Here is a 24,079-nt window from a genome sequence, read left to right as displayed (position 1 = left end):
CATGCTCAAAGGTCGCGACGACCAGGCTATCAAGGCCGGCTCAGTGGTTGTGGCGCGGCGGCGTCTTGGCAAGTCCGCGGAACTGGTCCGCACCCTTGATGGTGGCGCCGTCCGAAAGCTGGGTGACCGTCTGGCGGTAGATCATCTGCCACGGCGTACCATCGGGCGGCACGGCCGGAATGCCCTCGGCCTTGCGCTTGTCGATCTCGGATGGCTCGACCAGTGCGTCGCAGCGCCCTTCGTTGAAGTCGATGCGGATGACATCGCCGCTGCGCAGCCACGAAAGCCCGCCGCCAGCCGCACTTTCCGGCGAGGCATTGAGGATCGAGGGGCTATCGGCAGTGCCGGACTGGCGGCCGTCGCCGATGGTCGGCAGGCTCATGATGCCCTTCTTGATCAGATGGTCCGGCGGCTGCATGTTGACCACCTCAGCCGATCCCGGCCAGCCGAGCGGGCCGGCGCCGCGAATGACGAGAATGGTGCGCTCGTCGATCGCAAGGGCGGGATCGTTGATGCGCTTGTGGTAATCCTCCGAACCGTCGAAGACGACCGCCTTGCCTTCGAACACGCCTTCGCGACCGGGTTCGCTCAGATAGCGGCGACGGAAATCCTCAGACACGACGCTCATCTTCATGATGGCGAAGTCGAACAGATTGCCCTTGAGCACTAGGAAGCCAGCCCGTTCGCGCAGCGGCGCGTCATAGGGCTTGATCACCTCGCGGTCGTGGGATTCGCGGCCTTCCAGGTTCTCGGCCATGGTCTTGCCGGTGACCGTCGGACAGCTGCCGTCGAGCTTGCCGGCCTTCAGCAGTTCCCACATGATGGCGGGCACGCCGCCGGCGCGGTGGAAGCGCTCGCCGAGATAGGCGCCCGCCGGCTGCACATTGGCCAGCAGCGGAATGTCGAAGCCATGGACCTGCCAGTCCTCGGGCTTCAGCTCCACGCCGGCATGCTTGGCCATGGCAGCAAGATGCGGCTGGGCATTGGTCGAGCCGCCGATCGCCGAATTGACCCTGATGGCATTGAGGAAGGCCTCGCGCGTCAGGATATCGGAGGGGCGGATGTTTTCCAGCACGAGTTCCACCGCGCGGCGGCCGGTGCGATAGGCCATCTGGCCACGCTCGCGATAGGCGGCGGGGATGGCGGCGCAGCCGGTCAGTGCCATGCCCAGCGCTTCGGCCATGGCATTCATGGTCGAGGCCGTGCCCATGGTGTTGCAGTGACCCGGTGACGGCGCCGAATCCAGCGCTGCCTGCAGGAACTCTTCCCTGCTGATTTCTCCGGCGGCATATTTGCGCCGGGACCGCCAGATGACTGTGCCCGAGCCGACCAGATCACCCTCATGCCAGCCATCCAGCATCGGGCCGCCTGAGAAGACGATCGCCGGGATGTCAACAGTGGAGGCCGCCATCAGCGCCGAAGGCGTGGTCTTGTCGCAACCGGTGGTCAGGATCACCCCGTCGAGCGGGTAGCTATAGAGGATTTCGACCAGGCCGAGATAGGCGAGGTTGCGGTCCAACGCGGCCGTCGGGCGCTTGCAGTTCTCAAACAGTGGATGGCTCGGAAACTCGATCGGGATACCGCCGGCATCGCGAATACCGTCGCGCAGGCGCTTCGCGAGCTCCAGGTGATGGCGATTGCACGGGTTGATGTCGCTGCCGCTCTGGGCAATGCCGATGATCGGCTTGCCGGCGCGCAATTCCTCCGGCGTCGTGCCGTAGTTCATGAAGCGCTCCAGGTAGAGCGCGGTCAGGTCGAGATGGTCGGGATTGTCGAACCAGTCCTGCGAGCGCAGCCGGCGCTTGCCCTTAGTCTCTTCGCTCATGTCAGGCCTCCTCGCCCCCGGTCTTGTTGCGCGCCTCGTTCAGTGCCTCCAGATGAAGCAGCAGGCCGCTGTGATCCTTGTCGCCGCCGCCGCCAGCGACGAAGCCGAAAAACTCCTGCCGGACCTGCTGGGTCAGCGGCAGTTCGAGCGAGAAGAGGTCGGCCATGGCAGCGACCGCGTCAAGGTCCTTGAGCTGCAGCTTCGACGGTCCGCCCGGCTCGAAGGTGCGCGCCACCATGCGCTGGCCATGAAGCTCCAGGATGCGGCTTTCGGCGAAACCGCCACGGATCGCCTCGCGGAATTTTTCCCGCGATGCGCCGCCGGCTTCCACCAGGATCATGGCTTCGGCGACCGCGCCGATGGTGATGGCGACGATCTGCTGGTTGGCGAGCTTGCAGATCTGGCCGGCGCCGGATGGGCCGACATGGGTCACCCGGCCGAGCGCCTTGAAGACGTCGGCGAGGCTGGCAATGACGTCGCCGTCACCGCCGGCCATGATGGCGAGCGTGCCGGCTTCGGCCCCGACCACGCCACCGGACACGGGCGCATCGATATGGGCAATGCCCATGGCGCCAAGCCGCGTTGCCTGATCCTTGGCAATCGGTGGTGCAATCGAGCTGGAATCGATCACCACCGTTCCAGGCTTCAGGGCGTCGGCCACACCGGCGCCGAACAGCACGGCCTCGACCGCCTTGCCGTCGCTCAGCATGGTGAAGACGATTTCGGCTTCGGCAACCGCCTCTGCGGCAGATGCCGCTACGACAGCGCCAAGCGGGACCAGCGCTTGCGCCTTGGCCGGATCCCGGTTCCACACGGTCACGGCATGGCCTGCCGCCAGCAGCCGGCGTGCCATCGGCCCGCCCATCAGGCCGGTGCCGAGAAAGGCGATCCGGCGGGCAGCGCCTTCAAGTGTTGGAGCGTTCAAAGCTTTCCTCCCAGTTCATCCTCGATATGGGCGCGGATGATATCATCGAAGGAGGTCTCGGCGGTAAAGCCAAGTTCGCGGGCGCGTTTTGCCTCGAAGCCCGGCGCCCAGCCGGCAACCATCTTCATGATCATCTCGTCCGGCTCGCGGCGGATCAGCGCGACCGCCTTGTCGCCGGCAACGCGGCGCAGCGCCTCGATTTGCTCGCCCACCGTGGCGCTCAAGCCCGGCATGGAGAGGTTGCGGCGCGGACCGACCTTTTCGAGATCCATCGTCGCGCCATGGATGAGGAAGCCTACGGCCGAGCGGGGGGACGTGTGCCAGTGACGCACGTCCTCGGAGACCGGCAGAATGGCTTCCTTGCCCACCAGCGGCTCGCGCAGGATGTTGGAGAAGAAGCCCGATGCCGCCTTGTTCGGCTTGCCGGGACGGATGCAGATGGTCGGCAGGCGGATGCCAATGCCATCGAAGAAGCCGCGGCGGGTATAGTCGGCCAGCAGCAATTCGCCGATGGCCTTCTGGGTGCCGTAGCTGGTGAGCGGCGTCAGGTGGTAATCATCCGGGATCGGATAGGGGAGCGGCGCGCCAACGACAGCGATGGAGGAGGTGAAGACCACGCGCGGCTTGTAGCCATCGGCGACATGGGCGCGCTGGATGGCGTCGAACAGATAACGCGTGCCATCGAGATTGATTCGGTAGCCCTTGTCGAAATCGAGTTCCGCTTCGCCCGACACGATGGCGGCGAGGTGGAAGATGACGTCAGGACGGGCAGCGACGAGTGCCTCCGCCTCGCCCGGAGCCGAGAGATCGGCCTCGCGGGCATTGACCTTGCCCGCGAAACCCTCTGGCGCTTCCGGCGCGACAACATCCACCAAGGTCATTTCGTCGATGGCGCGGCCGCCAAGCCCGCCATCGCGGACGAGGCGCTGCGAAAGCTTGCGGCCCACCATACCGGCGGCACCGATGATCAGAATATGCACGGTTTTTCCTCCTTGGAACTGACGTCATCGAAACGCTTGGATCAACGCCGTCACTGCGTCCAGTCGTCGCGCCCGAAATTTATATTGTAAGGTTGTCTGATAACCTTATATCATCCGCTTGAAAATAGCAGAGTTGGATCGCACGCGAAAAAGCGATTTTGTCGCGGGCGGCCTTCCGGTTACGGCCTTGGGGTTCTATGGCCGGGGTATTGGGACAAGATGGAGACGAATGTGAGCGACGGGGACATGCAGCAGACACTGAAGACCAGGCTGGGGGACGACATGGTCCTGACCGATCCCGCCGAACTGCTGCGTTTCTGCCGCGACTGGCACGGCGATGTCACCAGCGGTGCCGTGGCGGTGCTGCGCCCGCGTTCGACAGAAGAGGTGTCCGCTGCGGTCAAGACCTGCCTGGAATTCGGTCTGGCCATTGTGCCGCAGGGTGGCAATACCGGCCTTGTACTGGGCGCTATCCCGGATCAGTCGGAGCGGCAGGTGGTCATCAGCCTGGAGCGCATGAACCGCATTCGCAAGATCGATGCCGACGATTTCTCGGCCGTCGTCGAGGCCGGCTGCATCCTGTCGGAGCTGAAGGATGCGATCGCGGCCCAGGGCATGTTCTTTCCGCTGGCGCTGGGCGCGCAAGGCTCCTGCCGAATCGGCGGCAATGTCTCGACCAATGCCGGCGGCATCAATGTGTTGAAATACGGCATGACCCGCGAACTGGTGCTGGGCCTGGAAGTGGTGCTGCCCGACGGCACCATCTTCGAGGGGCTCTCCACCCTGCGCAAGGACAACAGGGGCATCGACCTCAAGCAGTTGTTCATCGGCGCCGAAGGCACGCTCGGCATCGTCACGGCAGTCGCCGTCAAGCTCATGCCCAATCCCGACCAGGTGGCAACGGCACTCCTGGGCCTTGCCTCCCTGGATGATGCCATCAGCCTCTATCGCCGGGCGCGGCGCGATTGCTGCGACCTGATGTCGGCCTTCGAATTCATGCCGCCCTTGGCCTTTACCCTGGCGCGCGAGGCGATCCCGGATCTGCCGATGCCGATTGCGGGTGACTACCCGGCCTATGTGCTGATGGAGATCTCCGGATCCGGTCTCGTCGACGTATCCGACCTGATGGAGCGCTTCCTGGAAGGCGTGATGGAAAGCGGGCTGGTGCTTGATGGTGTCGTGGCGACGTCCCATGCCCAGGCTCGCAATCTCTGGCTCTTCCGCGAAGGCATGAACGAAGGCCAGGCCAAGCGCGGCACCCATCTGCGCACCGATATTTCCGTGCCGCTGTCGCGCCTTGCCGATTTCGTCCGCGATGCAGAACAGGCGGTGCTGGATGTCGTGCCCGATTGCACCAATGTGTCCTACGGCCATGTCGGCGACGGCAATGTGCATCTGAATGTGCTGCCGCCGGCAGGCTTGAGCCCCCAGGAGCGGCTGGATCGCATCACCGCGGCGAAATACGCGATCAATGCCGTGCTGGACGACTATAGCGGCAGCATCAGTGCCGAGCATGGCATCGGCCGGTTGAAGCGCGAGGATTTCGAGAAGCGCCTGGATCCGGCGCGGCGTGGTCTTCTCTCGGCCCTGAAGCACGCCATCGACCCGACCTTGATGATGAACCCTGGATGCCAATTGAACTTGGGCCGGAATTCGTAGAATAGTCTGGCCCGGTGGGAGCGGGAGAGAATATGGCTGCGGATTTTGGCCAGATCAGGCGGAGTGAGCATCTGCCGGCACGGATTGCCGGGCAGATCGGACGCGAGATTGCCGAGGGGCGCATTGCCCCCGGCGACAAGCTGCCGACCGAGCACATCCTTGCGAAGACATTCGGCGTCAGCCGCTCGGTGGTGCGCGAGGCGATCGCCCAGTTGCGCAATGAGGGCCTGGTCGAAACCCGCCAGGGTGTCGGCGCCTTCGTGACGGAGACGAGCGCGCGACAGTCCCTGCGCATCGAGCAGGGTGAACTCCACGACCGGGAAAGCTTCCGCAGCCTGTTCCAACTGCGCATGCCGCTGGAAATCGAGGCGGCCGGTCTTGCTGCCCTGCATCACGATGCCGACGACCTGCAGAAGTTGGACGAGGCCCTGGCGCAGATGACAGGCGCGGAAAAATGGACTGAGCAGGGCATCGCTGCCGACCTGGTGTTTCACCGGGTCCTGGCGGCGGCGACCCACAACGAATATTACCCGCTGTTCATCGGTTTCATCGCCGAACGCATCAGCCTAGCGATCAATGCCGCGCGCGCCACGGCCGTGCTGGAGGAAATCGTCGAGATCACCATCGCCGAGCATGTGGCGGTCCGCGATGCGGTGGCCTCTCGCGATCCGCTAAAGGCACGCCAAGCCATGCGCCAGCATCTGTTGGGGGCTGCAGCCCGCATCAACCTGACGCTCGAAATTTTCTAGCCTGCAAAATATCAGAGGGTAGCGGTAACGTTGCAGTCAGCATTTTCCAGCCCTAAAATTTCGGTGCTGGACAGGCCGCAAAACCCATACTAAAAGCCGATTATACGTTGTCAGACATCCTGACAATAAGGCAGCCTCGCTGGAGGCCGGGCTGCGGAGGTTCATGCGGAGGTTTCAATGAGTTCCAGTCGCAATCTGCGCGCAGACGCAATTTTGCCGGAAGACGCAGCGCAGGCCTTGCTGCTGGGCCGCGTATGGTCGAATGCCAATGATGGTCCCTGTCCCGTACTGGTGTCGGATGGCCGGTTGCTGGACCTGACATCGGTCGCGCCGACCATGTCGGAATTGCTCGAGCGGTCCGATCTGAAGGATCGGCTCCGCGACAAGTCCGCCTTTGCCGATCTCGGTTCCCTGGACGATTACCTCTCCGGCGAAAAAGGCGCGCTTCTGGCGCCCGTGGACCTGCAGGCCGTCAAGGCAGCCGGCGTGACCTTCGCCGACAGCATGCTGGAGCGGGTGATCGAGGAGCAGGCCAAGGGCGATGCCGGTCGTGCCCAGGATATCCGCGCCAAGCTGGCGCCGGTTTTGGGCGACAGCCTGCGCGGTCTGGTCGCCGGCTCCGAACAGGCGGCCAAGGTCAAGGCGCTGCTGCAGGATATGGGCCTCTGGTCGCAATATCTCGAAGTCGGTATCGGCCCGGATGCAGAGATCTTCACCAAGTCGCAGCCCATGTCGTCGGTCGGCTGCGGTGCGCTTGTTGGCATCCACCCGATTTCGCAGTGGAACAATCCGGAGCCGGAAATCGTGCTAGCGGTGCGCTCCGATGGCACGATCCTCGGCGCCACGCTCGGCAACGACGTCAATCTGCGCGATGTCGAAGGCCGCTCCGCGCTGCTGCTTGGCAAGGCCAAGGACAACAACGCCTCCTGCTCGATCGGCCCCTTCATTCGCCTGTTCGACGACAGCTTTACCATCGATGTCCTACGCAAGGTCCGTGTTTCGCTGCTGGTCAAGGGCGAGGATGGCTTCGAAATGACCGGCGAAAGCCCGATGGAAGCCATCAGCCGCTCGCCGGAGAACCTGGTTTCGCAGTTGCGCAACCGCAATCACCAGTATCCCGATGGTGCCGTGCTGTTCCTCGGCACCATGTTCGCGCCGGTCAAGGATCGCCGCGGCGTCGGCCTCGGCTTCACCCATGAAGTGGGCGACCGCGTCGAGATCGCGACGCCCAAGCTCGGCCGTCTGGTCAACTGGGTCGAACGCACCGATGCCTGCCCGGAATGGACCTTCGGCACCGGCGCGCTGATGAAGAACCTTGCCCGCCGTGGGCTTCTGTAAGGTCAGGGAGGATTACGAGTGCAAAAGGCAGTCGATATATTCTACAAAATCCTCGAAATCCTGTTGATCCTGCTGCTGTCCGGCATGGCGCTCATGGTTTTCGGCAACGTGATCCTGCGATACGCGTTCAACTCCGGCCTGACCGTCTCGGACGAGCTTTCCCGCTACTTCTTCGTCTGGCTGACCTTCATCGGCGCGGTCGTCACCTTCCGGGAATACGGGCATCTCGGCGTCGAAACCCTGGTTGCGATTTTCGGACGCCGCGGCCGCATCATCTGCATGATCCTCAGCAACGTCATCATCATCGCCTGTTCGGCGATCTTCTTCTGGGGCACCTGGAAGCAGTTGCCGATCAATGCAAGCATGGCCGCACCGGTCACCGGCCTATCGATGGCCTGGGTCTATGGCATCGGCTTCTTCACCGGCGCCGGTTGCGTGCTGATCGGCCTGGAACGCTTGTTCCGCCTGCTGACTGGCCGCGTCACGGAGGATGAAATCTCCGCCTTTGCCGGCGAAAACATGTCCATCGAACAATTGGCGGAGCGTACCTGATGACCCTTCTCGTTTTTGTAGGGTCGCTGCTGGGCGCGATGGCCATCGGCGTGCCGGTCGCCTTCTCACTGATGTTCTGCGGCGTCGTGCTCATGTGGTACATGGGCATGTTCAACACCCAGATCATCGCTCAGAACATGATCGCGGGTGCCGATACCTTCACGCTGCTGGCCATCCCCTTCTTCATTCTGGCCGGCGAGCTGATGAACTCGGGCGGCCTGTCCAAGCGCATCATCGAATTTGCAATTGCCTGTGTCGGTCACATCAGGGGTGGTCTTGGCATCGTTGCCATCATGGCCGCACTGATCATGGCCAGCATCTCCGGCTCCGCCGCTGCCGATACGGCAGCACTGGCCGCCATCCTGATCCCGATGATGGCGAAGGCCGGCTATAACGTGCCCCGCTCGGGCGGCCTGATCGCTGCCGGCGGCATCATCGCGCCTGTCATCCCGCCATCCATGGCCTTCATCGTCTTCGGTGTCGCCGCCAATGTCTCCATCACCCAGCTCTTCATGGCCGGCATTTTTCCGGGCATCCTGATGGGTGTGGCGCTTGTCGTGACCTGGCTGATCGTCGTGCGCAAGGACAATGTCCAGGCCCTGCCGAAAGCTAGCGCCAAGGAGCGTCTGAACGCCACCGGCCGTGCCCTCTGGGCGCTCGGCATGCCCGTCATCATCCTCGGCGGCATCAAGGCCGGCGTGGTGACGCCGACCGAAGCCGCCGTCATCGCCGCTGCCTATGCCCTGTTCGTCGGCATGGTGATCTATCGGGAGCTGAAGCCACGGGATCTGCCCCGCGTCATCCTGCAGGCGGCCAAGACCACGTCGGTCATCATGTTCCTGGTCTGCGCGGCGCTGGTTTCCGCCTGGCTGATCACGGCGGCCAATATTCCGGCCGAAATCACCCGCTATATCGAGCCCCTGATCGACCGGCCTATTCTACTGATGTTCGCGATCATGGTGCTCGTTCTGATCGTCGGCACGGCGCTTGACCTGACGCCGACGATCCTAATCCTGACGCCTGTCCTGATGCCGATCATCAAGCAGGCGGGCATCGACCCGGTCTATTTCGGCGTGATGTTCATCATGAACAACTGCATCGGCCTTATCACCCCGCCGGTCGGCGTGGTGCTGAACGTGGTCAGCGGCGTGGCCCGCATTCCGCTGGGCAAGGTCACGGCCGGCGTGATGCCGTTCCTGCTCGCCCAGACACTCGTGCTGCTGCTGCTGGTGCTGTTCCCCGATCTGGTCATCGTTCCGGCCCAATGGCTGCGATGATCCCGAGCTAAGTAAACCCTCAATCAACCATCCAAGGGAGGATATCATGAGGAAACTGCTACTCGCCACCACCGCTATGGCTTTCGCCGTTTCGGCTTCGGCTCCGGCATTTGCCGAATACAACGATCGCAACATCCGCGTATCGAACGGCATCAATGCCGACCACCCCGTCGGCAACGGCATCAAGGCCATGCAGGAATGCCTTGACACCAAGACCGGCGGCAAGCTGAAGCTGACCGCCTTCTGGGGCGGCGCACTCGGCGGCGACCTTCAGGCCACCCAGGCGCTCCGTTCGGGCGTCCAGGAAGCCGTCGTCACCTCCTCGTCTCCGCTTGTTGGCATCGAGCCGGCGCTCGGCGTGTTCGACCTGCCGTTCCTGTTTGCCAATTCGCAGGAAGCCTACAAGGTTCTCGACGGCAAGTTCGGCGACATGATGAACGAGAAGCTGGCTGCTGTCGGTCTCGTGAACCTTGCATACTGGGAAAACGGCTTCCGCAACCTGTCGAACTCGGTTCGTCCGGTTACCAAGTGGGAAGACTTCTCGGGCATGAAGGTTCGCGTCATGCAGAACAACGTGTTCCTCGACACCTTCCAGAACCTGGGCGCCAACGCCACCCCGATGGCCTTCGGCGAAGTTTTCTCGGCGCTGGAAACCAAGACGATCGACGCCCAGGAAAACCCCTATGTGACGATCGACACCTCGAAGTTCTTCGAAGTGCAGAAGTATGTCACCGAGACCAACCACGCCTACACGCCCTTCCTGTTCCTCTTCTCCAAGGCGATCTTCGACACCTATACGCCTGAAGAGCAGGCAGCACTGCGCGAATGCGCCGTTGTTGGCCGTGATGTCGAGCGTCAGGTGATCGGCGACCTCAACAAGAAGTCGCTGGAAAAGATCAAGGCTGCCGGCCTCGAAGTGAACGTTCTGTCGCCTGAAGAGCAGGCCCGCATCCGCGAGAAGTCGATGGTGGTCTACGAAAAGCACAAGGCAACGATCGGCGCCGACGTGGTCGACTCGATCCTGGCCGAGCTGGCTGCGATCCGCAAGTAATGGACCGGCGGCGCTTCGGCGCCGCTGTCTCCACAATAGAGAAACCCGCAACGAGCGATCGTTGCGGGTTTTTTGTTTGTACCGCGTAGTGGCTCGCAGACCCCTCGGTTATTCCTCCGGAACGGCCGGCAGGACCTTGTCCCGCTTCTTCAACTGCTGTTCCCGGAAGAAGATGAAGAGGCCCGAGCCGACGATCAGCGTGGCACCCAGGATCATCGTCGCGCGCGGCAGGTCGTCGAAGAACATCCAGCCGAACAGGATGGCCCAGAGCAGCATGGTATATTGCAGCGGGGCCACCGTGGCGGCATCGGAGATCTTCAGCGCCCGGTTCACCAGCATATGCGCCGCCATCGCGACGATGCCGAGCAGGCCGAGCAGGAGCAGATCGGAGCCTGACTGCAAAGGCGTCCAGTCGAGCGGGGCAAACACCAGGCCTGCAAGGCCCGCCGCTCCGGTCTGGAACAACACCAGCGTCTTGTCAGGCGTGTTGCGCAGGCTGCGACCCGACAGCATCATGAAGGCAAAGGCGCCGCTGCCGAAGATGGAGATGAGCGCCGGCGCGCTGAACATGGCGGCCGACGGCTCCAGCGTGATGATGACGCCGATGAATCCGATGAAGATGGCCGTCCAGCGCCGCCAGCCGACCTTTTCGCCGAGCAATAGCGGGGACAAGGCGGCCACATAGATCGGCGCTGCCAGCCAATAGGTCATGACGTCGGCGAGCGGCATATACATGACCGCGTAATAGAAGCTGAAGACTTCCATGGTCGAGAGAATGACGCGGGCGAGCTGCATGCGCGGCTGCTCTGCGTCGCGGATCGGCTTCCAGCCGGCCTTGATGAGAAATGGCGAGAGGATCAGCAGGGCGGCCACGCTGCGGATCAGGATCACCTGGCCCAGGCCGTAATCCCGCAACAGCCACTTGCCCATGGCGTCGTTCAGCGCAAACAGCAGGATGCCGAGCAGCATCACGGCCGGCCCGGCAAAGGCGCCAAGGCCAAAACTGGCCGCGCGTGTGTCGGTATGTGTCACGTCATTCCTCCCCGGAACGTTTAAAGCGTGTCGCGATCTTTCAGATTCGCTTGCCAGGCTTTAGTCTGTTGTCTTTCAGCATGTCGTGATCGCAAAACCGCTGCACACTTTTGCGCGACATGCTCTAGGATTGTTATAGGCTGGCGGCGTCGGAGCTGCGCCGGCTGACGGTAAAGGCACGATCCAACTCGGGATTGAGCTCCATCCCAAGACCGGCCCCAGGCGGAACGGTGATCATGCCGTTCGTCACCTCGGGCAAAGCTGTTACCAGATCCCGGTACCAGGTGCGATAGAAAGCACGCACACTTTCTTGCACCAAGGCATTTGGCGCATTGAGCGAGAGATGGGTGGAGGCGCAGAGCACGACAGGTCCCGTGCAATCATGCGGTGCGACGGGCAGGTGCCAGGCTTCCGCCATGGAGGCGATCTTGCGGGCTTCCGACAACCCGCCGCACCAACTGATGTCGAGCATCACGACGCCGGCGGCGCCCGTCTCCAGATAGTCGCGGAAGCCCCAGCGGGTGGCGAGTGTCTCGGATGCGGAAATCGGCGCTGGCGAGACCTCTGCGTAGCGCTTGAGGCTAGACAGGCTGTCCATCTTGATCGGATCTTCATGCCAGAAGGTCTGGTAGGGCGCCAGCGCCTTGGCAATCTGCATGGCCGGCAGCAGCTGCCACATCGAGTGGAACTCGACCATGATGTCCATCTTGTCGCCAACGGCCGAGCGGATCTTCTCGAAGGGCTCCAGGCACTGCTTGAGGTCCGGCATCGAGATATACTGCCCGCGCGTTTTTTCCGCCGCCGCATCGAAGGGCCAGATCTTCATCGCCGTGATGCCCTCTTCCAGCAGCGAATGCGCCAGTTCGTCGGCCCGATGCAGGAAGCCGTTCAGATCGTCGTAGTCCTTGCCGGTGGCGAGACCGTAATTGCCAGTGGTCTGGCCGGTGGCCTTCTTGATGTATTCGGTGCCGGCGCAGGTGTTGTAGGTGCGGATTTCCCGGCGCGTGAAGCCGCCGAGCAATTGCGCGATCGGCTGCCCCGTGGCCTTGCCGAAGATGTCCCACAGCGCGATGTCGAAAGCCGAATTGCCGCGCACCTCAACCCCCGACGAGCGGAAGCCGATATAGCCGACGAGATCGGATGCCAGCAGGTCGATTTGCAGGGGATCGCGGCCGATGACGCGCGGCGCGATATATTCGTGGACATAGGCCTCGACTGTTTCCGCGCCGAAGAAGGTCTCGCCCAGGCCGGTGATGCCCTCGTCCGTATGGACGAGCAGCCAGAGAAGATTGGCGCGCTCCGCGACGCGCACGGTTTCCAGACGGGTGATTTTCATGGATGTCCTTTCAGATGATCCCGGCGGCCAGCAGCGCCTTGATGCTTTGGTCGAAATGCCTGTCCATCAGGCTTGCGGCCGCTTGCGGATCGCCGGCCTCGATCGCTCGGGCAAGATCCACATGCAGCCGGTTCATGTCGGCGCGTTCTTCGTCCGACCGGCGGCTCTTCCAGCCGATCGGCCAGGTCTCCCGCATCACGCCCTGGAAGGCGCCGATGATCAAGGCGAAGACCGGATTGCGCGAGGCCCGGGCAATGGCGAGATGGAACGCGATGTCATGGGCCATCACCACGTCGCTATGCTCGAGGCTTGCTTCCATAGCCTCGGCGTGGCGCAGGATCTCCCTGGCCTCCGCATCCGTGCGGCGGAGCGCTGCCAGGGCCGCGGTCCGCGCTTCGATGGTGCGGCGGGCGTCGTAGATCTGCTGGATGTCGATCTGGTCGGTGATGACCCCGTGCTGGATCATCAGCGACATCGAGGCATCGTCAAGCTCTGCCACGGTCGGCCGCTTGCCGGCCCCGAGATCCACCAGACGCAAGGCCGCCAAAGACCGCAGCGCCTCCCGCACCACGGTCCGCGAGACCTGCAGGTCTTCGCTGAGCCTCGCCTCCGACGGCAGCCGGTCGCCTGGCTTCAGATCCTGCTCACGGATCATCGACGCGATCCGGCTGATGGCGCCTGTCACGAAATCGCCCTGGGGACTCTGAAGGGAGGGGGACGTGTTCACGAAAAATCCTATATCTTTCGAGAACCTATACTATAGCTTTTGGTGGCGCAACGCACTGATGGGTCGCTGGGCAAAGAAAAAGGCGGGAGCCATTGGCCCCCGCCCCAAGATCAAGCCATTGGCTTTTATGTCATTCCCACTCGATCGTGCCGGGCGGCTTAGAGGTTACGTCATAGACGACGCGGTTGATGCCGCGGACTTCGTTGATGATGCGGGTGGCGGCGCGGCCGAGGAATTCCATGTCGTAATGATAGAAGTCGGCCGTCATGCCATCGACCGAGGTGACGGCGCGCAGTGCGCAGACGAACTCGTAGGTGCGGCCATCGCCCATGACGCCGACGGTCTGGACCGGCAGCAGTACGGCAAAGGCCTGCCATATGGCGTCGTAGAGGCCGGCCTTGCGGATCTCGTCGAGATAGATGGCATCGGCTTCCCGCAGGATGTCGAGCTTTTCGCGGGTCACGCCGCCGGGGCAACGGATGGCAAGGCCCGGGCCGGGGAAGGGGTGGCGGCCGATAAACGAGTCCGGCAGGCCAAGTTCGCGCCCGAGGACGCGCACTTCGTCCTTGAAAAGTTCGCGCAACGGCTCGACCAGCTTCATGTTCATGCGATCGGGCAGGCCGCCGACATTGTGGTGCGACTTGATCGTCACCGACGGGCCGCCGGTGAAGGAGACGCTTTCGATCACGTCGGGGTAAAGCGTGCCCTGGCCGAGGAAGTCGGCGCCGCCGAGCTTCTTGGCTTCTTCCTCGAAGGTTTCGATGAACAGGCGGCCGATGATCTTGCGCTTGGTCTCGGGATCGCTGACACCCTCCAACTCGCCGACGAACTTGTCGACGGCGTCCACATGGATCAGGTGCAGGTTGTAGTGTTCCTTGAACATGGCGACGACATTGGCCGCCTCGTTCTTGCGCATCAGGCCGTGGTCGACCAGGATGCAGGTTAGCTGGTCGCCGACCGCTTCATGGATGAGAAGCGCTGCGACAGAGCTATCGACGCCACCGGACAGAGCGCAGATGACCCGCTTGTCGCCGACCTGCGCGCGGATCTGTTCGACGGCCTTCTGCCGATAGGCCGACATGGTCCAGTCGCCCTTGATGCCCACGACATTGTGCACGAAATTGGCGATCAGCTTGGCGCCGTCGGGGGTATGGACGACCTCGGGATGGAACTGCACCGCATAATATTTGCGGGCCTCATCGGCAATGAAGGCAAAAGGCGCGTTGGAGGAGGTGGCAAGAACCTCGAACCCCGGCGGGATCGCGGTAACGCGGTCGCCATGGGACATCCAGACCTGGTGGCGCGAGCCGACGGACCACAGGCCCTCGAACAATTCGCATTCCTTCTCGACCTCGAGAAAGGCGCGACCAAATTCCCGGTGATGGCCGCTTTCGACCTTGCCGCCCAGCTGCATGCACATGGTCTGCTGACCGTAGCAGATGCCGAAGACCGGCAAACCGCTGTCGAACAGCATCTGCGGCGCCCGCGGGCTGCCTTCGTCCAGCGTGGAGGCCGGGCTGCCCGAAAGGATCACGCCCTTCGGCTTCAGCCGGTTCATGCCCTCTTCCGCGGACTGGAAGGGAACGATTTCGCAATAGACGCCGGTTTCACGAACACGCCGGGCGATCAACTGGGTCACCTGGCTGCCGAAATCGACGATGAGGATGCTGTCGGGATGTGCTGTCTGGGTCATGGCGAGCCTTTAAATAAAAGCATGCTGCATGGCAATCGCCGAAATGTCCCTATGTCAAGATTCTCCGGCGGTTCGGCTACCGAACGTGTGTTGCGGTGGTGCGCTCTGCGTCAGAACCAGAACACGCCATCTTCCAAGGCGGCGGACAGACTGTCCACGGCAAACGAAAGCTTGCGATCGACGACATGCAGATACTGTTTCCAGTCATCGATGTGGTTCAGATCCGACACGCCATCCGAAATGCCGCGAAGGCCGATCAGCGGCAGATTGTAGGCTTGGCAGGCGCGCAGCACGGCGAAGGTTTCCATGTCGACCATCTCGGCGTCGATGCCTTGATAGGCGGCGCCCGAGACGATATTGGCGCCCGTCGACAGCGACGCCGTCGGCAGGCCGGGGATGCGCAGCGGCAATTCGATCGTGATGGGCAGGTCGAGGAAAGGGGTCTGGCCCTTCTCGAAGCCGAGCGGTGACGCATCCATGTCGCGATAGGAGACCGACGAGGCCTGATAGACCTCCGTCTGCTGCAGGCGGTTGGAGCCTGCCGAGCCGAGCGACACGACCATGTCGGGCAGCTCATCCTGCAGGCTGAGTTCGGCGAGCGTGCGTGTCAGCGTGATCGCCGCCTCGACCGGTCCGACGCCCGTCATCAACGGGGTGATGCGCGACCTGAGGAACGGCCCGTATTCCGCATCGACCGCCATGACGAACAGGATCGACTTGCCGGCCACCGACTTCAGTTCGAATTTCATCCCGTAATCCCCTCACGTCCGCGGATGATCATCATCGTGCTGGTCATGGATGCGATGAGTTTGGCGGGGCCGTCGCTGATGGCATAGCCGCGGCCATCGGCCACGATGATGGTGGAGCCCGGCTTGGTGATCTCGCCGCGGAACAGGAAGCGTTCGCCGCGCCCGGGGGACATCAGGTTGACCTTGAACTCGATCGTCAGCAGCGAGGCCTGCGGCTCGATCAGGGTATAGGCGGCATAGCTGCAGGCGGAATCCAGCGCCGCCGAGATGACACCGGCATGGAGAAAGCCATGCTGCTGCGTAAGCTTCATGTCGAATGGCAGTTCGATTTCCACCACGCCCTGGTTGATGCGCGTGAGTTCCGCACCGAGCGTTTCCATGGCGCCCTGCCGCGCAAAGCTCTGTCGGATCCGCTCGCGGAAATCGCCGTTGTCAATGTCGTTCATTCGAGCCCCTCTCGCAGTCGCGAAATTGGCATGTCACGCCGCCTCAGGCAAGCAAGAGCCGCGGTTTCAGTTGAGGATCAGGATGGAAAAATTCAGAATCGTGGCGAAGGTGACCCAGGCTGCATAGGGCAGGAACAGCAATGCTGACACGCGGTCGATGCGATTGGCCGACCAGATGAAGGCGAGGATGGACGCCAGCATCAACAGCACCACGATCAAGCCCAGGAGCGGGTTCTGCATGCCGAAGAAGGCCGGCGACCAGGCAAGATTCAGCACCAGCTGCGCAAACCAGATCTGCATGGCGGATGACGACGGCTTCCGCAGCCAGATCCGCGCGCCAGCGACCCCGATCAGGATATAGAGAAAAGTCCAGGCCGGCCCAAAGACCCATGGCGGCGGGTTGAAGAACGGCTTCTGCAGCGACGCATACCAGTCGCCCGGCATGTTGGCGAAGCCGGAAAGCGTGCCTAGCCCCATGACGAGGGCGATGAAAATGACGTGGGTAAGAACAGTGCGCATGCGCAGGAGATAGCGCGGTCATCCCGGAGGCCAAGGGGCCATTCAGGTCAGCCGGACAATATGTTGGTCCCAGGCCACCTGGCTCTGGGTTTGCGCGAATGTGCCGCGATAGGAGGAGACAGCAAATCCCGTGGGAGCAGCGGCGATGCCGGCGGCATCGACCACGCGTTTTGTCGCCAACACCTTGCCGGACGCAGCCTCAAGCGTGACCTCCAGGCCACCCACCGGCGAAGTGATTCCGACCAGGCCCTGCTGTCGGTTGACGGCGATCGCACCGACATAATTTGCCAGGCCCTCGGTGATGTCAGTGGGCAGCGAGATCATCGCGGGCGCTTCTCCCCTGGAAAAGTAGCCGACGAGCGGCGGGGTGTCGTTGCGCGGCCCCTCATATTGGCAGGCAAACCAGATGCGCCCATCGTCGGCCACATCCACGTGCCGAGTGGACAGGCGGCTCAGTTCCGCAGGCATGTCGTGTTTTTCGATCAGTGCGCCGCTCTTTGCATCGACAAGAACGAGGGACGGCTGCATCCGGTCGAGATTGAGCTTGGTCCGGCCGAAATCGGGATGGGTTTCGATGCCGCCATTGGCGACGATCAACACGCGTCCGTCGTCGCTCACCGTCATGTCGTGGGTTCCAAGCCCATAGGCCGGGAACTCCCCGACCCGGTGAAAGCCTGACATGGCGTCGTAAAGGCCGATCATGCCCCTGTTGTTGTCGAAGTCGTTTTCGCTGGCATAGAGAAGCCTGCCATCGGGCGAAAACTGGCCATGGCCGTAGAAATGGCGGCCCTCCGGGCTGGCGATCACCGTCAGCGCATTGCCAGCGGCAGGATCGAGGATCGCGGCAAAGGTGCCGGGCCTTCGGGCAAAGGCCACCACCCGGCCGCTGACCTTGCAGCGGCAAAGCCCATGGGCGCGATCCGGTAGGGTCACGGGCGTGATGATCTCGCCGCGCTCGCTGACCAGGGCAAGGCCGTAAGCCCCATCGGCACCGCGAAAGCCGGCGCCGAACACCGCATCCGCCCGCTCCAGCGCAAGCGCCTTGCCGGAGGGCAAGGATGCCAGGAAGCCGATGCCTGCGGCCTTCAGGAAATCCCGGCGGTCGATCAAGCCAGTGCGTGCCATCGGTCAGTCGCCGTCGGAGAAGGAGAAGCCGGCGCCAAGGCCAAGCGCGCCGCCGAGATCGTCGTTGAGCCTGACAATCAGGTCACGGGAGTTCAGAAGCAGGAAATCAAGTTTCGCGCGGCCCTCCGGTGTGTCGGTCGCCGCCTCGACATCCGCGCCGATCCCGTTGGTGACGCGGACAAGGGACTTCAGCACAAAATCGATCGAGCCCACGATCGAATGGGTCTCCGGATCCAGCAATTGCTTGATGTCGGCGGTATCGATCAGGCTCTCAAGGCCCGAGAGATTGGCGGAGATCGACGTAAATGTGTTGCCGGAACGCCAGTAGATGGCCTGCTTCGGTGCTGGTCTGGCGTCCGCGCCCTTGTATAAGGTCTCGACGCGCTGGTCGCGGATCGCCTCCGCCCCATGCACGAGAATGCCGAGCAGGGCGGTGATCGCTTCCTCGTCCGTGCGAAACACCGGATTATCAGGCCCGGGATGTTTCCACGCCGCCTGGATGCCGTCAGGCGCGGCCCAGGCCGTGACGAGTTCGTGCCCCACCGCCTCCAGATTGCCTGATATGGCTGCGCCATAGCGGCAGCGGAAACCCGCCGTCTCCTGTGCCAGCGCCTCTGAACCGGTGCCGTAGAGCACGAATTCCAGCGCGCCGAGCCCCTGCATCGCAACGCTCTTGCCCTTCAGGCTGTCAGCATCAGTGGCGTTTTCCTCGGGCTTGGCGAGCAAGGCCTGGACCTGCTTCAGGCCCGTGCTCTTGCGATCCGGATAGAACAACACGCGCTCGAGGCGGTTCGCCTCGATGACGGGGCCGACTCGCACGATCTCGATGGTGGACCACGCCATGACCGTCTGCGTGAACGCCGCTTGCGTCGATGCCAGGGCCGATGCGGACGGCGCATCGCACAGCCCCTTCATTGCCTCTTCCAGTTTGCCCGCCTCAGCCTCGAGCCGGCGATAGCCCGGAAGGATGAACCCGTCGACCGCGCGCTCCAGGACGCCGGGCACCGCTTCGCGCATAATCGCTGGTGGCGGAAGGCCCGCCTCCTGTGCCGCAGCCGAGGAGACGAGGGCGGACAGGGCGATGACCGTGGCGAGCAAGCGCATCAGAGCGACTCCAGGAAGGTAATAAGGTCGGCGCGGTCGGCACGCGACAAGGCGGCAAAAGCATTGCGTGCCGCCTCCGCTTCGCCGCCGTGCCAGAGGATGGCCTCTGCAAGGTTTCGGGCGCGGCCGTCATGAAGAAAGAAGGTGTGGCCGTTCACCTGGCGTGTGAGACCTATACCCCAAAGCGGCGGTGTGCGCCATTCCCGTCCGCTGGCCACGCCGACCTGCTGGCCATCCGCCAGGCCCTCGCCCATGTCGTGCAGCAGAAAGTCGGAATAGGGCCAGATCAGTTGGAAGGCCTGCGCCTTGTGCAGGGCATCGCGCCGCGTCACGAATTTCGGCTGATGGCAGCCGGTGCAGCCCGCGCGGTAGAAGGCGGCCTTGCCAGCCAGCACGCGCGGGTCGTCGACCTCGCGCCGGGCCGGCACCGCGAGGTTTCGGGAATAGAAGGTCACGAGGTCGAGCACGGGGCTGGGCGCTTCCGTCTCGCCCAACCGCTGCTGCACCCCATCCGGCATGTCACGGCATTGCCTCTGCGCCGGCGTGCAGTCGCCGGCATGCTGCGGCCGGTCCGGCGTGGAGATCCCGATATCCCCGGCAAAGGCAGCCGCACTCTGGTCGCGGATTGTCGCATTCTGCGCCTTCCAGCCGAAGCGTCCGATTTTCAACGCGCCGCTTGCGTGGTCGCGCACCTCAGCCACGCGGCCGGAAATGCCGTTGCCATCGGCATCGTCAGGATCGGCCAGCGCCAGAAGGTCGGCATCCGCGATCGCTTCCACCAGGCCGAGCCCGGGCATGGGATTGGCAATGCGGGGAGAAAGCGTCGTTGCCGGATCAAGCGGACCATATTGCAGGTCGGACACGCCGTAATGCGGCTTGCGCAGCATGACGATCTCGCCATCGGACAGGGTCACGGGCGTCTCGGTGTAGGAAATGGTCATCCGGCCCTCGGCTGCGAGACCGGGAATGGCCTGGTCCTGCAACTGCTCGCCATAGACAGGATCCGGAAAGTTGAGGACCTGCATGGAGGCGACCGCCTGCCGCTCTTCCTCTGTCCTGGCCGGGCGGGCGAGCCGCAAGAACATCGACGTCGCGTCACGATTGCCTTCGGGCGGATGGCCGCGCCCATCCTTCAGATGGCAGCTCTGGCAGGCGCGGGCATTGAACAACGGCCCCAGCCCATCCGAAGCCTGGGTGGAGGAGGGGGAGGAGACCCACAATTTGCGAAACAGTGCATTGCCGAGCTTGAAATCTTCCTGCTCGCCGAAACTGATATTGGGGGAAAAATGCGAGAACGCATCGCCATTAACAGGATGCCGCGACGTCGCTGCCCCGCCCTGCATCGCCTCGAAGGCTTCAGCCTTGGTGAAATCGGATGTCGGGCGCGTGACGGCCTCGACGCGCTTCAGATCCTTTGCACTAAGGTCCGTTCGCGTGACCGGCTCGGATGCTGTGGCCCCTGAGGGAAAAACCGGCAGGGAAACCACGCCGGCCAGCAGAGCCGCCTGCACGAAACGCATCGATGGGCTCGCCATGGAATAATCGGGCCACCGAAACCGGCCGGTGGCCCGCCTCATATTATTGGAACACGGCGCTAGGATTATCCAGGCTGTCGGAACCTTCAAGCGAGATCGAGCCCAACTCCAGCGACGCAATGACGCGCTCGATGGTCTTGGTCTGGTCGATCAGCCCGTCGATGGCCGCCTGAACCACGGCATTGCCCTCGGCATTGCCTTCGCCGATCATCTGGTCATAGGCCTCGACGGTCTCGGCCCGCTTGGCCATGGCGTTCATCGCATCCACGGTCTTGCCGAGCTTGGTCTTCATTTCCGCATCGAGAGCCGCATCCTTCGCTGCCACCAGTTCGGACAGCGAGGGGCCGGTCATCTTGCTGCCATCGGCGCGGACATATTCGCCGGTATAGGCCGACGCAATGCCGATCGCATCATTGAGATGGGAGGCATGGGTGTTGTCGGAGAAGCAATCGTGCTCTTCTTCGGGGTCGTGCAGCAGCAGGCCGAGCTTCATGCGCTCGCCCGCCAGTTCCCCATAGGAAAGCGATCCCATGCCGGTCAGGATCGCCGCAATACCGGCCTTCGGATCGGCTTCGACGGCCTTGGTGGCTTCGCCGGAAGGCGCCCAGGCGGTTACCATCTCCTGCAGGTCCGTGACGAGCAGCGTCGAAGCGGCCTTCAGATAGGCAGCGCGGCGATCGCAATTGCCATTGGTGCAGTTCTTCGTGTCGAAATCCGTATAGGCTCGATTGCCGGCACCTGCCTTGGTGCCATTCAGGTCCTGGCCCCAGAGGAGGAATTCGATGGCGTGATAGCCGGTCGCCACATTGGCTTCGACTTCTCCGGCCTCGTGCAGTTTTTCCGAAAGAAGCTCTGGCGTGATCTTCGATGCGTCGATTTCCTCGCCATTGATCTTGATTTTGGGATTGGCGATCACATTGGCCACGTAGAGCGCGTTTTCGTCGCTTTCGGTGCCGTAGCCGGCGTCCACATAGTCGATCAGGCCTTCGTCCAGCGGCCAGGCATTGACCTTGCCTTCCCAGGCATCCACGATCGGGTTACCGAACCGGTAGACTTCCGTCTGCTGGTAAGGCACGCGGGACTTGATCCAGGCGGCGCGGGCAGCCTTCAGGGTTTCGTCACTCGGCGTGGCAATCAGCGCATCGATAGCCGCATCCAATGCCTTGGCCGTCGTCAGCGCGTCCTCAAACTTCGCCTCTGCCATGGCCGCGTAGTGCTTGAGCACGGCGGCCTGGTCGGTTGCGGCCTGCGCACCACCCGCGATGAACGCGGCTGAGCATGCGAGAAGTGCGACGACGGCGCGGAAACCGGCCTTGCGAGTCCCGGATTGATGGGTCCCAGATTGACGGATCATTGTCCCTCCTTTGACGCGGATGCGTCGGTCCATGAAGCCTCTGGCGACCTTCTTGGCGGAAAAACAAACTGGTGTCAAACTGTCCAGAATGACCTGACAGTCGTCATTTTTTGCGTCTGACCGATCAGTTGGCCCGGCGCATTCGGCAGAAGAAGAAGCCGTCGGTATCCGTGGTGGCGGGCGTCAGCGTGATCGTCCGTCCATCGCGGGAGTGGGGGTTGAGGCTCGCGGACTTGAAGCGCCGGGACCAACTATCGAGTGCCGGCTCGATCGAAAACTCCGGATGATCGCGGCAGAAGGCCTCGACCTGCGCTTCGTTTTCCTCAGGCAATAGGGAACAGGTCACATAGATCAGCGCGCCGCCGGGGCGAACGAAGGCGGCCGCCTCGCCAAGGGCTTCCTGCTGCTGCGCGGTTCTTTCCTGCAGGTTGCGCTGGTTCAGGCGCCATTTGGTGTCGGGCCGGCGGCGCCATGTGCCCGTACCGGTGCAAGGCGCATCGACGAAGACCAGGTCAAGCTTGTTGGCGAGCGGCGCCAGCGCCTTGGCGGCGTCATGGACCTGGACATTGTGGGTGCCGGCGCGCTTCAGGCGCTCGATGATCGGCGCCAGCCGCTTGCGATCCGTATCGAAGGCGTGGATCTGGCCCTTGTTGCCCATGGCGGCTGCCATGGCGAGCGTCTTGCCACCACCGCCGGCGCAATAATCCAGCACTTGGTCGCCTTCGCGCGGTTCGGCGAGTTCCGCGACGATCTGCGAACCCTCGTCCTGCACTTCGAACCAGCCTTTCTGGAAGGAAAGCTCCGCCGTGACATTCGGCAGGCGGGAAGCGCCTTCGCCGGCCGGGATGCGCATGCCATTGGAGGCAATGCGGGCGGCCTGGGCGCCTGCACGATCCAAGGCCTTCAGGACCTTCTCGCGGTTGGCCTTCAAGGTGTTGGCGCGCAAGTCGAGCGTCGGCCGGTTGGCCAACGCCTTGGCCTCGTCCAGCCAGTCCTCGCCAAAGGCGGTCTCGAAGGAGGCCTGGACCCAGTCCGGAATGTCGCCCTGAACGTGCAGCGGCGCGTCTTCGATCCGCCGCTCGGTAAATGCCTGCTGTTGCTGCGGGGTAAGTGGTGCGGGCGCATAGCTGTCGCCATCCAGCGCCGCGGCCATGCTTTCCAGCGTATAGCCCCATTGCCGCAGGAGCACGGCATGCGCCAGGGCGGCGGGGCTGTCATCGTCGATCAGATAGGCGTGGGAGAGTTTCATCCGCAGCGCGTCGTAGACGATGTTGCCGATCGCGGCACGATCGCCGGAGCCGGCAAACCGGTGGGACAGGCCCCAATCCTTCAACGCATCGGCGACGGGCCGTCGGCGTGTCTCGATATCGTCCAGAACCTCGATCGCTCCGGCCAGTCGCCCGCCCAAACGCATGTCATGCTCCCATCTGTCAAAGTCTGGGTGGTAAAGCCGAACGGTTCCGAGAGCAAGCGCTTAAGCGGTCGGGCCCGGCCTTTGGGCGACGGTTCAGCCGATGATTTCGTAGCAGACCTTGGCGTGACCGGAACGGACCATGCCGATGTTCTGGGCCGCGGCCTTGGAGAGATCGAGAACCCGGCCGCGAATGAAAGGACCGCGATCGTTGATCCGCACGACGACGCTCTTGCCGTTGTTGCGGTTGGTCACCTTGACCTTGGTTCCGAAGCGAAGGGTCTTGTGGGCCGCCGTCATGTTCGACGGGTTCATCCGTTCGCCGGAAGCTGTCTTTGAGTGAAGAGCATACCAGGAAGCGCCGCCGCAGGACGTTGCTGCATTTGCACTATGTGTTCCAAAAGTAGACAGAGCTGCAATTGTTACGACGGTGATAATAGAACGCTTTCTGATTTCCAATGCTACCGATCCATATTCTGTTGAGTGAGCCAAAATTTGCGTGGGGCTGCTTAAGCGAGGCAGAAAATGGCAGAAAAGTGCCGAATGTGATCACGGTATATTAATGAATAAAACATTCGTGATTGGCCGCGACGCCGCATGCCTTGCGGAGTCCCGGCTTCCAATAGAAAAAAGCGATTTGGAATCAGTCCGAAGCGTGTAGGCGCCCGGCGAGGCGACACTCGCCCCCGCGT

The 24,079-nt window shown here is 62.9% G+C and carries 22 protein-coding genes; 6 read left to right on the top strand and 16 right to left on the bottom strand.

Annotation, left to right across the window (positions count from 1 at the left end):
- Nucleotides 1–40: 40 nt before the first annotated feature.
- From B9A97_RS25925 to denD, 3 genes are read right to left on the bottom strand one after another with little or no spacing between them, the layout of a single operon-like run.
- A complete protein-coding gene (locus tag B9A97_RS25925) occupies nucleotides 41–1,825 on the bottom strand; it encodes an IlvD/Edd family dehydratase (RefSeq protein ID WP_084368726.1) in 1,785 nt (594 codons plus the stop codon).
- A gap of 1 nt (nucleotide 1,826) precedes the next feature.
- Entirely contained in the window at nucleotides 1,827–2,750 is a 924-nt protein-coding gene (locus B9A97_RS25920) for an NAD(P)-dependent oxidoreductase (protein WP_084368725.1), read from the bottom strand.
- Nucleotides 2,747–3,730, bottom strand: coding sequence for a D-erythronate dehydrogenase (denD, locus tag B9A97_RS25915; protein ID WP_084368724.1), 984 nt, complete (start codon nucleotides 3,728–3,730; stop codon nucleotides 2,747–2,749). Before denD ends, B9A97_RS25920 begins: the two co-directional genes overlap by 4 nt.
- A 219-nt stretch (nucleotides 3,731–3,949) precedes the next feature.
- Here denD and B9A97_RS25910 point away from each other — a divergent pair, with 219 nt between their 5' ends.
- The 6 genes from B9A97_RS25910 to B9A97_RS25885 all read left to right on the top strand — a co-directional run bounded on the left by B9A97_RS25910 (nucleotide 3,950) and on the right by B9A97_RS25885 (nucleotide 10,356).
- Complete coding sequence (locus B9A97_RS25910; protein WP_084368723.1) at nucleotides 3,950–5,389, top strand: FAD-binding oxidoreductase; 1,440 nt, start codon at nucleotides 3,950–3,952, stop codon at nucleotides 5,387–5,389.
- A 32-nt stretch (nucleotides 5,390–5,421) separates the two neighbouring features.
- Nucleotides 5,422–6,138: a FadR/GntR family transcriptional regulator gene (locus B9A97_RS25905; RefSeq protein WP_084368722.1), complete on the top strand. Its 717-nt coding sequence runs from the start codon at nucleotides 5,422–5,424 to the stop codon at nucleotides 6,136–6,138.
- A gap of 177 nt (nucleotides 6,139–6,315) precedes the next feature.
- Nucleotides 6,316–7,476: a fumarylacetoacetate hydrolase family protein gene (locus B9A97_RS25900; protein ID WP_084368721.1), complete on the top strand. Its 1,161-nt coding sequence runs from the start codon at nucleotides 6,316–6,318 to the stop codon at nucleotides 7,474–7,476.
- Between the two features lie 18 nt (nucleotides 7,477–7,494).
- Nucleotides 7,495–8,028: a TRAP transporter small permease gene (locus B9A97_RS25895; RefSeq protein ID WP_084368720.1), complete on the top strand. Its 534-nt coding sequence runs from the start codon at nucleotides 7,495–7,497 to the stop codon at nucleotides 8,026–8,028.
- The gene (locus tag B9A97_RS25890; protein WP_084368719.1) at nucleotides 8,028–9,305 is read left to right on the top strand and encodes a TRAP transporter large permease; all 1,278 of its coding nucleotides are present in this window, start codon (nucleotides 8,028–8,030) and stop codon (nucleotides 9,303–9,305) included. The genes B9A97_RS25895 and B9A97_RS25890 overlap by 1 nt, the downstream gene beginning before the upstream one ends.
- Nucleotides 9,306–9,351: 46 nt before the next feature.
- On the top strand, nucleotides 9,352–10,356 hold the full coding sequence (locus B9A97_RS25885; protein WP_084368718.1) for a TRAP transporter substrate-binding protein: 1,005 nt from the start codon (nucleotides 9,352–9,354) through the stop codon (nucleotides 10,354–10,356).
- A gap of 108 nt (nucleotides 10,357–10,464) precedes the next feature.
- Here the strand turns inward: B9A97_RS25885 and B9A97_RS25880 are convergent, their stop codons facing one another.
- The 13 genes from B9A97_RS25880 to B9A97_RS25820 form a co-directional block, all read right to left on the bottom strand.
- Nucleotides 10,465–11,325 (bottom strand): DMT family transporter, encoded by an 861-nt coding sequence (locus tag B9A97_RS25880; RefSeq protein WP_084368748.1) that lies wholly within the window; start codon nucleotides 11,323–11,325, stop codon nucleotides 10,465–10,467.
- Nucleotides 11,326–11,521: 196 nt separating this feature from the next.
- Entirely contained in the window at nucleotides 11,522–12,724 is a 1,203-nt protein-coding gene (locus B9A97_RS25875; RefSeq protein ID WP_084368717.1) for a mandelate racemase/muconate lactonizing enzyme family protein, read from the bottom strand.
- A 10-nt stretch (nucleotides 12,725–12,734) separates the two neighbouring features.
- Nucleotides 12,735–13,409 (bottom strand): FadR/GntR family transcriptional regulator, encoded by a 675-nt coding sequence (locus B9A97_RS25870; protein ID WP_280164099.1) that lies wholly within the window; start codon nucleotides 13,407–13,409, stop codon nucleotides 12,735–12,737.
- Between the two features lie 172 nt (nucleotides 13,410–13,581).
- Nucleotides 13,582–15,144 carry a glutamine-hydrolyzing GMP synthase gene (gene guaA, locus B9A97_RS25865; RefSeq protein ID WP_084368716.1) on the bottom strand — a complete coding sequence of 521 codons (1,563 nt, stop codon included), beginning with the start codon at nucleotides 15,142–15,144 and terminating at the stop codon, nucleotides 13,582–13,584.
- Nucleotides 15,145–15,254: 110 nt separating this feature from the next.
- Nucleotides 15,255–15,893: a 5'-methylthioadenosine/S-adenosylhomocysteine nucleosidase gene (locus B9A97_RS25860; RefSeq protein ID WP_084368715.1), complete on the bottom strand. Its 639-nt coding sequence runs from the start codon at nucleotides 15,891–15,893 to the stop codon at nucleotides 15,255–15,257.
- Nucleotides 15,890–16,339, bottom strand: coding sequence for a PaaI family thioesterase (locus tag B9A97_RS25855; RefSeq protein ID WP_084368714.1), 450 nt, complete (start codon nucleotides 16,337–16,339; stop codon nucleotides 15,890–15,892). Before B9A97_RS25855 ends, B9A97_RS25860 begins: the two co-directional genes overlap by 4 nt.
- A gap of 66 nt (nucleotides 16,340–16,405) precedes the next feature.
- Nucleotides 16,406–16,858 (bottom strand): TspO/MBR family protein, encoded by a 453-nt coding sequence (locus B9A97_RS25850; RefSeq protein WP_084368713.1) that lies wholly within the window; start codon nucleotides 16,856–16,858, stop codon nucleotides 16,406–16,408.
- 42 nt (nucleotides 16,859–16,900) lie between these two features.
- Nucleotides 16,901–17,983, bottom strand: a complete 1,083-nt coding sequence (locus B9A97_RS25845; RefSeq protein ID WP_084368712.1) for a DUF1513 domain-containing protein — start codon at nucleotides 17,981–17,983, stop codon at nucleotides 16,901–16,903.
- Nucleotides 17,984–17,986: 3 nt separating this feature from the next.
- On the bottom strand, nucleotides 17,987–19,087 hold the full coding sequence (locus tag B9A97_RS25840) for an imelysin family protein (RefSeq protein WP_084368711.1): 1,101 nt from the start codon (nucleotides 19,085–19,087) through the stop codon (nucleotides 17,987–17,989).
- Nucleotides 19,087–20,622 carry a di-heme oxidoreductase family protein gene (locus B9A97_RS25835; protein ID WP_084368746.1) on the bottom strand — a complete coding sequence of 512 codons (1,536 nt, stop codon included), beginning with the start codon at nucleotides 20,620–20,622 and terminating at the stop codon, nucleotides 19,087–19,089. The genes B9A97_RS25840 and B9A97_RS25835 overlap by 1 nt, the downstream gene beginning before the upstream one ends.
- 43 nt (nucleotides 20,623–20,665) lie before the next feature.
- Nucleotides 20,666–21,976: an imelysin family protein gene (locus B9A97_RS25830; protein WP_084368710.1), complete on the bottom strand. Its 1,311-nt coding sequence runs from the start codon at nucleotides 21,974–21,976 to the stop codon at nucleotides 20,666–20,668.
- A gap of 124 nt (nucleotides 21,977–22,100) precedes the next feature.
- Nucleotides 22,101–23,390 carry an RsmB/NOP family class I SAM-dependent RNA methyltransferase gene (locus B9A97_RS25825; protein ID WP_084368709.1) on the bottom strand — a complete coding sequence of 430 codons (1,290 nt, stop codon included), beginning with the start codon at nucleotides 23,388–23,390 and terminating at the stop codon, nucleotides 22,101–22,103.
- A 93-nt stretch (nucleotides 23,391–23,483) separates the two neighbouring features.
- Nucleotides 23,484–23,846: a septal ring lytic transglycosylase RlpA family protein gene (locus tag B9A97_RS25820; RefSeq protein ID WP_084368708.1), complete on the bottom strand. Its 363-nt coding sequence runs from the start codon at nucleotides 23,844–23,846 to the stop codon at nucleotides 23,484–23,486.
- Nucleotides 23,847–24,079: the final 233 nt, after the last annotated feature.

It is taken from the genome of Rhizobium sp. RU36D, assembly GCF_900176345.1.
Classification (GTDB): domain Bacteria; phylum Pseudomonadota; class Alphaproteobacteria; order Rhizobiales; family Rhizobiaceae; genus Allorhizobium.
This window is presented reverse-complemented; position numbering and strand designations above follow the sequence as displayed.